The 11,878-nt window shown below is 42.4% G+C and carries 5 protein-coding genes; 2 read left to right on the top strand and 3 right to left on the bottom strand.

The window, feature by feature from the left end:
* Nucleotides 1–265 precede the first annotated feature (265 nt).
* Nucleotides 266–877: a tyrosine-type recombinase/integrase gene (locus AC27HD_RS17775; protein ID WP_487107534.1), complete on the bottom strand. Its 612-nt coding sequence runs from the start codon at nucleotides 875–877 to the stop codon at nucleotides 266–268.
* A 181-nt stretch (nucleotides 878–1,058) separates the two neighbouring features.
* Between AC27HD_RS17775 and AC27HD_RS17770 the strand changes: the two genes are divergently transcribed.
* A complete protein-coding gene (locus AC27HD_RS17770) occupies nucleotides 1,059–2,420 on the top strand; it encodes a hypothetical protein (RefSeq protein ID WP_487107532.1) in 1,362 nt (453 codons plus the stop codon).
* Nucleotides 2,421–2,596: 176 nt separating this feature from the next.
* On the opposite strand, the gene AC27HD_RS17765 is transcribed toward AC27HD_RS17770, so the two are convergent.
* A complete protein-coding gene (locus AC27HD_RS17765; protein WP_487107530.1) occupies nucleotides 2,597–5,701 on the bottom strand; it encodes a glycoside hydrolase family 2 TIM barrel-domain containing protein in 3,105 nt (1,034 codons plus the stop codon).
* A 60-nt stretch (nucleotides 5,702–5,761) separates the two neighbouring features.
* Nucleotides 5,762–8,320 carry a heparin lyase I family protein gene (locus tag AC27HD_RS17760; protein WP_487107528.1) on the bottom strand — a complete coding sequence of 853 codons (2,559 nt, stop codon included), beginning with the start codon at nucleotides 8,318–8,320 and terminating at the stop codon, nucleotides 5,762–5,764.
* Nucleotides 8,321–8,431: 111 nt separating this feature from the next.
* Here AC27HD_RS17760 and AC27HD_RS17755 point away from each other — a divergent pair, with 111 nt between their 5' ends.
* Complete coding sequence (locus tag AC27HD_RS17755; RefSeq protein WP_487107526.1) at nucleotides 8,432–11,746, top strand: glycosyl hydrolase; 3,315 nt, start codon at nucleotides 8,432–8,434, stop codon at nucleotides 11,744–11,746.
* Nucleotides 11,747–11,878: the final 132 nt, after the last annotated feature.

Raw genomic sequence — 11,878 nt, 5'->3', positions numbered from 1 at the left:
GACAATAGCAGCGGCAATGCGAATTGCCGCTAATTTGCTTTTTTCCATTTGCTTAAGTTCCAAATTGTGATTCTATAGCTGAGTATAAAATACTTAACAGTGTAAGTTTTAATACCAATGCCACCGCGCAGCTAAATTACATTCAACCCAAACATATCTTTCACGCTATGAATAACAGTGTTGGTTCTGTTTCTTGAGATCTCTTCAAATAGCAGCGAAGTTCTGCTTCACGTACACAGGGGCTGCATAAGCAGCCCCGTACAGCCTAAACCTCAATAGATTCCGATATTTCCAAAGCGTCGTCCACCTCGATGCCTAAGTAGCGGACTGTGCTCTCTAACTTCTTGTGGCCCAGCAAGAGTTGAACTACCCGAAGGTTTTTAGTTTTCTTGTAAATTAAATAGGGTTTGGTTCTGCGCATTGAATGGGTGCTGTAGAGCGATGTATCTAGTCCGAGTTTTTCAACCCATCCGTGAAAAATTCGATTATATTGTCTGGTTGATATTTGCTCAGCACCGTGTATACGCGACTTAAAAAGATAGTCAGATGCTTTTAACTTGGCTTTCTTTACCCAAGCCAAAATCGATTCTCCGGTGTTCGGTGTTATCTCAAATTGGACAGGACTACCTGTTTTTTGCTGAACGACATGGGTGCGCCTCAGTACTGAACGTCCGCAAACGACATCTGAGACTTTTAGTTTGACGAGGTCACAACCTCGTAGTTTGCTATCAAGACCAAGATTGAACAGTGCGAGATCACGCGTCCGCCCTTCAAGTTCTAAACGAATTCGGATACCCCATATATGTGATATCTGAAGAGGCTTTTTCTGCCCGATAATGCGATCTTTGTTCCAAGGTGTATGGATTTGATTTGCCATGAGTTGTCTCCTGTTAAATAGGAAACTTAAGTATGGCAGTTAGGTTGACTGGCGCACTTAGACAAGGAGCGGAAGTTAAACATGAATTCTGTTATGCTCAAATTAATAGCTAGTCAAAACGACTATACCCAGATTATTTGGTCTCTCAGAAGAATTAAAAATGGATTTTTAACAACTCAAAATGATTAGCATCTTCAAGAAAAAACTATCCCCAGAAACAATATCGACAATAAAAGAACAAGTCATTTCTGAACTAGAGTATGAACAATATGATTTGGCATTCAAATCAATTCAGCCGTTGATTAAGGCGCAATCGAATAATGAATTCGCAGCTGAGTCGCTCATAGAAATAGTTGAAGATGGTAATTTGGATGTTGATGATGCGCTGGATATACTGAACGAAGTTTATGAATCCCATCAGCAAAACATTCGATTGGTAAGCTCAATAGGCAGTGCTCTTGAATATGCACGGAACATCGATGAATTGAATTTATCGCCACCTGAGCATCCTCTGTTTGAAACTGTTATACAAACTCTTGTTGAAGCGACTAATTCCGGCTATGGAGATGAAGAAGAAGTGATTCTGGTTGGATTATCTACTGCCACAAGAATGATGGCTCGTCAACATGATGAACTCTCTTTGGATAGCTACAGTCGGCTAGTTGATATGCACGCATTGGATCCGGCCAACCATTATTGTCTTGGACTACTCTGCAAAAACAGAGGTTTATTCAGAGAAGGTATGGAGTCAAATCAAAAAGGCTTGGAGTTACTAGAAGAGCCACGAGAAAGTTATCTTTGGAATTTGGGGATATGTGCTACAGGGGCAGGTGATGGAGAAACCGCGCTAAATATTTGGAAGCAGATAGGAAACAAAATTGAGATGGGTCGGTTTAATCTGCCTGAAGGCGGTTATCCATCTTGCAAAGTGAAGTTAGCCGAATTCCCTCTTGCAGAAAGAAGTGCAGGAAATGATTATCCCGGACAGCAAGAAACAATTTGGATAGAACGGCTAAGTCCATGTCATGGAATAATTAGAAGTGTTCTATATCAAGACTTGGGTGTCGATTATGGTGACGTGGTCCTTATCGATGGCGCCCCTGTTACATACCATAAATATGGAGATAACGAGATTCCGGTATTTCCACACCTCTCTACATTAATTAGAATGGATTACCAGTTCTTTGATTTTGTTGCGACACAAGAAGAGCGAGGACAAATAGGTGCTGTTAGCGAATCTCTCAGTAGCGATTCTGTTGTGTATGTTCATACTGAAAACTTTAAAATTCTATGTTCGACATGCTGGCGAGATCCCAACAAGGACCACTCAGAACACACCTCTGAGGAGAAATGCATAGTTAGAGGTAGGATTGCCGCAGCTAAAACAGTTGAAAGTATTGAGTTGTTAAAAGAAATCGATACGGCGATGGGAAAACTACAAAATTGTGAAATTTTTGCTCCATCGCTTTGCAAACAATCGGGTTTTGACAAGAGGGCTGACGTAGAGCAACGAAGATATAATCTATTGACGGAAAATATGTAAAATCAATGGCCGCTTCACGTACGCAGCTGCCGTTAAAATTGTTTAAACTCAACGATATCTTTTGGCACATAGCGGAAGTTGTAATTCTCTAAGCGAAACGCCCCATTCTTTTTTCTGGCAAGCAGCCTTTCAAGAGCGACCATCAACAATTTGCTTATGGTCGCTCGGTATTCGTTTTACTCAAGCGTAAATTGGTCGATATTGGGGCCGCCTTCACCTACTGTTCTAAATTCTATATGGTTGGCGCCCTTTACCAATGTGAAGCTTACTGCTTGATGTCCCCACTTGCTGTCCCAACTACCGGTCGGTTCAAATTCAACCATTGCTGCTTTTTTATCGTTTATAAAAATAGCGAGTGGTCGTTTTGATTCTGTGTCGTTGTGCGTGTACCTAAATACAGCTTTATATTCTCCTTCAGCACCATCGTTTTCGTGATACCAATACATCGTACCTTCTTTATTATTAAATGTTCCGTAAGCGCCACCGTGAACCCCATGAGCATCTCTCACTGCCCCTGCACCCTTGCCATATTCAGCGTCTTCGCCTTGTAATGACAAGCCGCGCCCAATCCACATGTCCGCTGAGCTCTCATCGCCCCAAAAAAGACCAACACCTTGACCAAATTTTTGCGTCATTTGCATTTCAAGTCTACCGTTTACAAATATATTGGCGTATACGGTATCTCCATCATCTACATTGAACGGAGTTAAATACGCTTTCATTTTGGCTTCGTTGTCACTGTTTACACTATAAAAAACTTCTATTTTTTGAGAAGTGATGTTGGCAGTGTCAGTGATGGCAATGGTTTGGACATCAATGGCAACTTTATTTGATAGCCTTAAAGCTTCATCACCTACTATTGCGCCTATCGTTACAAATTCACTGGCATCTGGATAAGTCACTTCAATAAACGCCCTGTTTTTACCCATAAATAAGTGCCGGTAATTAGATTTAACGCGGTTGGTGTGCTCGTAAGGAGAGCCGTTTTCAAGGGCTTTTACCTTTAAGCCTTCACTGAAATGGTAATAAGTTTTATGGCTTCCATAAGGATAAAAGTTATTTCCATCGTCAATAGTTTCAGTGGTGATTACTTTCGCAGTATTAAAACCACCTTCAGCTGCATAAGTGTCAATGCTGTGTCTTAAACCAATAGGGGAGTCAGCGGTTTTAAATTCTTTCTCTAAGATTTTTTGACCGTTTTTATAACCTACTGCCCTTATCGAGCCTGGTGTCCATGGAACGAGCCACTCTACTTGCATTTCATTGGCTTGTTTACCTGGCTTATCACGACCAAGAGATTTGCCATTGAGAAACAACTCGACTTCATCGAGGTTCGAATACACCCATACTGGAATCTCAGTGCCTTCCTTCATAGTTGGATGTGTCCAACTGGGAAGTATATGGAGTGAGGGTTCATCGAGCCATTGGCTTCGATAAAAGTGAAAAAGATCTTTCTTAAAGCCTGCAAGATCAAGTGCGCCGCCCATAAATGCAATGTAAGGCCAGCCTCCATGTGCTAAGCCAGCTTCACCATGGTAATCAAAACCTGTCCAACGAAAGTGTCCTGCATGATGCGGTAAATCACGGGCTAATTCCCAGTTTTGACGCGCACTAATACGCACGGTTGCGTTATCGTACGAAGAATTAAGGTGTTGCTTTTGATTCGACCAGTTTTTTGGGTCTTTCCAATCGTAGAAAAATATCTCTTTATCAGTAATGTTAGGTAACTCGAACGTATCGTCTTTCGGACCGTCACGCCACCACGTCTGGGTGCGATAGTACCCTCGAGTTTGCCACGTGTGAGGTGCTTCCGTTGATACAAATGGCTTATCAAAACGTCGTTCAAAAAAGCTCTTACTTTCCGAGCCTCCGTTAATGCCTACTACGTCTAAACCTTCTTTGTTCGTTGAACCGGAGGTCACTAGTCGGGTAGGGTCGTGCTTTTTAACGGCTGCAGCGAGTTCCGTAACAATTTCGCCGTGGGTTTCGTTACCTACGCTATAGATGATTATTGAAGGGTGATTTCTATTGCGGGTTACCCATTCGGTTAAGTCTTTTCCCCACCACTGCTCAAAGTGGTATCGCCCATAATCATGACGCGCTTTTTGTTTCCAGCCATCGAACACTTCATCCATAACCATTATGCCCAGTTCGTCACAAAGTTCGTAGAACATGGTGGGGTAGGGGTTATGGCCGGTACGGATGGCGTTTACTCCCATTTCTTTCAAAAGGCTTAGCTTCCATCGCAAAAGAGGTTTTGTCCAAGCACCCCCAACAGGTCCGCCCTCATAATGTTCGGCAACGCCCTGAATCTTGACATTTTCGCCGTTTATCCATAAACCGGTATCTGTTTTCCATTCGATATGACGGATGCCAAACTTAACACTATCTGTATCTACTGGCACATTGTCTTTCTTTAGTACAATATCAAGGTCGTATAAATATGCGTCATGAGGTTGCCACAATTGTGCGTTGTTCAAGTCAAAAGAAAATGTGTAGTTGTGATCACTCTTTATGTCTTTCAGCGTCTGCTCGTGTGAAAAACGCTCGGTCCCTTCTTGATCCAGCACGCGATATTGAATTGAAAAATCATCTTTATCGTTTGGTTGCACGTTCAACTGAAAACTAGTTTCAACCTCTGTACGCTCTCCAACTAACGGCGTATTTACGAATAAAGAGTTATGTTCAATATGTGTAGGATTGAGTATAGCAAGCTTAACCGGTGCGTAAATTCCGCCCGGGTGGTACCAACGCGCAGAGGGCTGAAGCTCATTGTCAACGCGCACGCTAATTACGTTGTTTTCTTTCTTGAGAAATTTAGTGAGCTCATATTGGAAACTGATATAGCCATAGGGACGTTTTCCTAGAAAGTGTCCGTTTATCCAGACTTCGCTATTCATATAAACGCCTTCAAATTGAAGCCACACTTGTTTATCTTGCCAGTCATTATTGAATGTGAAGTGCTTCCTATACCAAGCAGTTCCTCCGCCGTGATAGCCGCCAGACTGGCCTTGGGTTCCCGATTTGTTTACGCCCTCCTCGAATATATAGTCATGAGGAACATTGAGTAATGTCCAACCGCTGTCGTTGAAAGTCGGCTCTTTATAAATACGGTTATCGCTTAAATGAAATTTCCAGTCATTGTTGAAATCAATATATTGTCTGCTATTTTGGGCGGCAAAAGAATCGGCCGCTGCAAGCAAACCGATAATAATAATGACACTCATAATGTGGTGGTTAAATGTCTTCGCTCTTGGCAACGATGTTAACGATTGCAGCATACAATTTGGTCCTTAAAAATCTAAAATCGGTGGGGGCGCTAAAGTAGTTATGCTTGGTGTTTAATTGGGAGCGACATCCTTATATGAAGCATGATGGGAATCAGTCATACGTATTTCATCCAAATACAGATAGTGGTCATTTTGCATACCGCTTAGGTCGCCATTAAAGTACATACCCCATGAAGGGTAGATGCCTTTATCATCTTTATACCCAAATCGGATATTTTCTTTATCCAGCATTTTTTCGCCATCTACCCAAAGCTCTATTAAGCCCGATCTTGCGTCGGTATAGTCAACTTTCACATGCAGTACAAAGTCAACCCATCGGTCTAAGTAGTCCTGCTTCGAACCCGGGATTTCGAAATGTTCCGTGCCGTCCCCATTTCTTGTGGGACTTAACTCATATGGATCCCATTTCCAATTACCTTTCATTCCTTGTTCTGTGAGTGTAAGGCTAAAGGGAGGATTGCGGGAATGCTCTTTCAATCGTTTATCTGCGCTACCGTGAATTTGAAAAAATAGCCAATCGTTGGGCTCATTTTTTGTGCCGTCATTCGGAAAATAAAAGCTAAAGCCATACCACGCTTCAGCGCCTAATACCTTGCTGGTTTTAAAGCCATGAAACATCGCTTTTCTATCCACATTATCTAATTTTTCTGGGTCTCCGTTATAAGTTGCAGGCTTTTCGTGTTTCCAGTGCAGTTTTGCAGCGTATTTCCCGTTTCGTACAATCTCTTGTTCCACCGAAAATGCGGAGTTCGTTTGTAGCTGATTAAACATGAAGTTCTTTGATAATGCGCTGTCTAATCCTGGTGTAAAACCACGCGGGTAAGCGGCGTTCCAGCCTGCATTTTCAAACGATTCATAAATCAGAGGGGCGGTGTCAGACAAACTATCATCAACTGCGCGTGGTTTAGCGGGCGTTTGAAATTCTCCATCATGCCAAAGGTATAAACGCTGGGATGCCCCTTTTTTAACATTTAATATAACCCCTAGATTATGCCCATTGTTGTCCTTTATCCCTTCCATTTGAATCCGAGTGTTTTCTAGCGCTAAATGCTCTTCCAATACGTTCCAGTTCGTTCCGTTAGCACTTTCTACAGTTGCAAAGTGGGTCACTTTTTCCGCATCACGATAGATTGCAACGCCAGTGTGTCTATCGGGATCTGTACTCAATGTTTCCAAGCTTAGAATATCTGAAATAGTCTTGTTGTCTTTGTCGCTAAGCGTTCTATTAACCGTATTAGGCAAAGGCAAACTGTGTTGCCACTGACCATCGTTAAAGAGCGCCATTCGCCGCTCACGGAAAGACTTGGTTCGGGCTTCATAAGCTACCGCCGGTTTACCATCTTCCAAAATGAGTGGGGACGTGCCGAAAGGTGTTTCCTCTTTGTCTGTTGAATCGAACGCTAGCATTTTTTCGTTCGCCTTATTAATGGTCACGGGAAGGTCAATCGTTTCATCTTGAGCGTTATAGAATAGTCCGCTGGAAGTATCTAATCGCATGTAATAAGCGTTGATACGGGCATAAGTTTCTTTGTCGTGATATTCAAGAAAGTTGCATTCATGCCATAAAAAACTGATCGCTATTTCGGTATCAGATATCTTTAGTGGATTGATATAAAAAGTGTCAACATTAATTGGGTTACCCGATTGCGGTGTGGGCCACGTAATAACTACGGGGTCTTCAAATCGTTTAGAACCCGCTGGCATTTTGTAGTATACCCAAGGAGATTTATGCGTTCCGGCACGGGTAAATAGGTAAATGTCGCCGTTCCCCATTTTGTAGCTTTTGGTATAAGACGCAAAAGGAGAAATATCATCAACGTATTCAAACTCACTTATATCACGCGGTTTTTTGGAAACTACGTGGAGCATTCTTCCACCTGCATGAGGAGTATCGATCGACAATGGGTTTAAACCGTCTTCTCTTTCGCCGCCATGTCCTCCGTAAACAATGTGAAGGTAACCTCTGTCATCCATTTCTATGATTGGACGTCCGTGGCTATCAATCTTCCTATTGCCTTTGGACAATGTGCTTTCAGCCGCTTTTAGAGGTTTTTGCCACTTTTTCGATGTTAAGTTATAGGATGTAATATAAGGGTCGGTAAGATGCCCTTGGTAGGTGATATATAGCGTATCGCCATCGAGATATTGCCAACCTCGATGAGGATTACCTGGTAAATTTTCAGTAAAGTGACCCTCTGGTAACGCTGGAAGAGAGTCAGATAAAGGTGTTTTAGCACCGAAGTCTTCTTTTACTAAGGGGTAAATATCTTCAAATTCTCTTCCTGCTTTAAATGCATCATAAATTGGCTGATATTCTGGATATTGCCCATACATGTACTGATCAATTCGCCACTGCCAATATTGCGCACTCTCGGGATTTTTAGGCTCGATTTGTCCCTTCAATGCTGAAAAAACGTTGTCGTTTTTAGAGTGTGTCGCAATAAACGCGGCTCTTTGTTTATAAAAATCGTTTTCTGGTATGGATTCTTTCGCTGCCTCTGTTGGGGCACATGCTATGGTTAAAAAACTTATTGTAAGCCCAATAGCTGCACTTTTGAGGAGCCCCGCGGCTGGGAAACTTTGGGATGCGGCTTCGTTTCTTGTCTTCATGCGATTTTAATCTCATTAGGTTTCACCATTGCTTCTTTGCTCTCTTTAATAAATGGCAACGGTGATGTATATTCGTTCATATGTAATCACAATGTAACAAAAATAGTCAATATGAATCAAAATCAATTTGATAAATTGTTAAAAAGAACCGTGAAGCTACATGTTTTCACACTTATAGGCTGTATAGCAGTAGCCTCATCATCATTAGCTCAGACGACCCTTGAATCAGAGTTTGCAATGCCAGAGCCATCGTATCTTCCTAAGACATGGATGCATGCGATGAATGGAAATATAACGAAAGAAGGACTCACCGCAGATTTTAACGCTATGCGAGAAGCTGGCATCGGTGGCGCTATCTTCTTTCATGTGCACAGACGCAACGTACCTTTCTCATCTCGAGGCCCTATAAGGTTTGGAACCGATGAGTTTAATGAACATCTGGTCCATGCTGCAGCTGAAGCTGATAAACAAGGAATTGAGTTTGGTATACACAATTCTGATGGTTGGACATCTAGCGGTGGACCATGGGTAACACCTGAACAATCAATGAAGCGACTTACTTGGTCAGAAACAAGTATAAGTGGCGGGCAAACATTAATTCCTCCTCAACCGGGATACGCGGAGCAGCTGTACCGAGATATTGCTGTCATAGCTATCCCAAGAAATAAGTTTTCGTCAGATAATAGTTTCCAAAATGGACAGATTACCGTTTCAGACAGTTCACTTGATACCAGTGTGTTAAAAGACAGTGATTGGGATACGGAACTCACATTTTCTAAAAATGAAGAAGGTGTTTATTGGGTACAGGTGGAATTGGATTCTCCATCTTCTCTTCGGAGCCTTCAGATTGAAACACCGAACCGACATGGTGATGCCGCCCTTCTTATATCCGATGACGGTATACATTTTCGTAACGTTGTAGAGAAACTCCGTAGGCCAAGAACAGGCGCTAGGATGTGGGCATTCAGCCCACAACTCGTTTCTAAGGATAATGATGGTTTTAAAGCAAAGTTCTTTCGGGTTGTATTTGATAAGCCAATTGCCATTAAGCGTTTTGATTTGTGGTCAACACCGCGCATAGACGACTGGCTTTCAATGAATTCAATGGAGCGAGGAAAACTGAGTTTGACACCGAGTATAGCGCCTGGTGCCATAATCAAGCGCGATGATATTCTAGTGTTGAATCAAGGCGACTTGCCTGCCAAGGGTGTAGAGCTTCCAGAAGGCGACTGGCAAGTTTTGCGTTTTGGTTTTACTAGTACTGGGGCTTTCAATGTACCAGCTACCGTTGAGGGTGAAGGACTGGAAGTTGATAAGTTTAATGCAGAAGCATTACGACATCATTTTGAACAATTTGTCGGGAAAATAGTAACAGATGCCAAAGATGCTGGTATCGAATCATTAAAAACGGTTGAAGTTGATAGCTACGAAGTGGGTGGTCAAAATTGGACTGATGACATAGCAGAGAGCTTTCAACAGCAATTCGGCTACGACCTTATTCCGTGGTTACCGGTAATGACTGGAAGGGTTATCGAATCTCCTGAGCATACGGGAGCCGTTCTACAAGAGCTTAGACAGCATCAATCTGATCTGATGGTTGAGAATTATTTTGGAGAATTTACTCGTCTTGCAAATGAGTATGGACTTGAAACATATATTGAGCCCTATGGGTGGGGCCCTTTCGATGAACTGGCCGCGGGTGGAAAGGCAGACCGATTGATGGGTGAGTTTTGGGTACGGGAAACAGAGTACAATGGTCGCATTATGGCTGCCATATCTTCAGCACATATTTATGGAAAGAAAATAGTTTCGGCTGAATCATTCACATCAATTAACACCGTAAATTGGTATGGCCATCCTTATTTTTACAAGCATTATGGCGACGAAATGTGGGCGAGGGGAATTAACGAAACTATGTTCCATAGGTTTGCTCATCAACCCAATAATCATGTAAAGCCTGGTATGACCATGGACTCCATTGGGTCTCATATCGATAGAACACAAACGTGGTGGAATAACGGCGGCAAATCATGGTTTAAATATTTGGCAAGGGGATCTTATTTACTTCAGCAAGGCGTTCCCGCCGCAGATTTTCTTGTTCATTTAGGCGACGTTGCGCCTCTTCGAGTCGGTAATAAAAACAACACTAATGTACCTAAAGGTTTTGGCTACGATTACACGAACACGGATGTTCTGCTTAATCGTGTAAGTGTTAAAGACGGTCTATTAGAGCTTCCCGAGGGAACAACATACAAAGCGTTACATTTACACAGAACAGATTTCATGCACTTTAAAACACTAGAGCGAATCAAAGAATTAGTGGGTGCGGGTGCGACGGTTATTGGAGAGAGGCCACAACGTGTTATTGGTTACAGTGAGTGGGCGAAGCAAAAGGAGTTTGACCAAATTGTAAATGCACTTTGGGGTTCAGAAGAAGGGCAAGCACATCAAATAAACCGTTATAAAAAAGGAATTGTGAGCAGCTACTCATTAGGTGACTCAATTAATGAGTTAGGGATTAGGGCTGATATGGAAATTGACGGCGTGCCAGCGCAGTTTTTTGCACACCGACGTATAGGACAGAACGATCTTTACTATTTTTATAACGATGATCCTGATTTCAAAAATGTTGAAATCACCCTTCGTGATGGCAATGGAACGCCGGAGATTTGGAATGTGGACGATGGAACCATAGAACAAGTTCAAGATTACCAAATAACCGACTCGGGCTTAAAAGCCAAGCTGCCGCTTGAGCCATTTGCATCGAGGTTTGTTCTCGTTAGACGTGATGATAAAAGCCCCAAATACAATGGCTCTCACAGCGAAATAGTTAATGATATTTACGCTCGAAAAAGTGACCACAATATTATTAATACATTTACTAAGCCATGGAATGTAAAATTTGACAAAGCGTGGGCTGGGCCAGGTGAGGTGACGTTTGATTCACTTATAGATTGGACTGACAGTGAAATAGAAGGCATTAGGCATTACTCAGGCACTGCTAGATATCAAACTTCTTTCCAAGTGGATAGCGAGTACTTGAGCAGTATGTCATCTCTTTATCTTGATCTTGGAGATGTTCAACAAATTGCAGAAGTAACGGTGAACGGACAGTCTTTTGATACATTATGGAAGCCGCCCTTTGTGCTAGATATTCGAAGCGCAGTGCAACTGGGTGCAAACAGCCTAGAGATAAAAGTGACAAATACGTGGGTAAATCGACTGATTGGTGATGAAGCTCTTCAAGACACCAGTGGTTACTCAATGACAGGTGATACGGTCCCTTGGTTAGTCGAGAATAGACCGGCTCCTGAAAGTGAGCGTGTCACATTTACTGGTTTTAATTTCTTTGCAAAACAACCTAAAAAATTACAGGCATCTGGCTTGATTGGACCAGTTCGGCTTTTAACGATAAAGCAAAACTAAGATGGTGAGGTAAAAATGGCAATGGGTGGAGCCTTATTCCACCCATTTTTTATACAATGGGCGTGTAGCTATTGTGTAGAGTCGGGTGAGCTCTATAAAAATGTTCGTGTTTAGGAGCTTATACAATAAGTT

It is taken from the genome of Alteromonas sp. 4NS20-0143 (assembly GCF_057542855.1).
This window is presented reverse-complemented; position numbering and strand designations above follow the sequence as displayed.

What these genes read in the sequence shown, in the direction of transcription:
- AC27HD_RS17765 (WP_487107530.1), bottom strand. Translation starts at nt 5,701, where the DNA reads ATGCTGCAATCGTTAACATCGTTGCCAAGAGCGAAGACATTTAACCAC.
- AC27HD_RS17770 (WP_487107532.1), top strand. Translation starts at nt 1,059, where the DNA reads ATGATTAGCATCTTCAAGAAAAAACTATCCCCAGAAACAATATCGACA.
- AC27HD_RS17775 (WP_487107534.1), bottom strand. Translation starts at nt 877, where the DNA reads ATGGCAAATCAAATCCATACACCTTGGAACAAAGATCGCATTATCGGG.
- AC27HD_RS17760 (WP_487107528.1), bottom strand. Translation starts at nt 8,320, where the DNA reads ATGAAGACAAGAAACGAAGCCGCATCCCAAAGTTTCCCAGCCGCGGGG.
- AC27HD_RS17755 (WP_487107526.1), top strand. Translation starts at nt 8,432, where the DNA reads ATGAATCAAAATCAATTTGATAAATTGTTAAAAAGAACCGTGAAGCTA.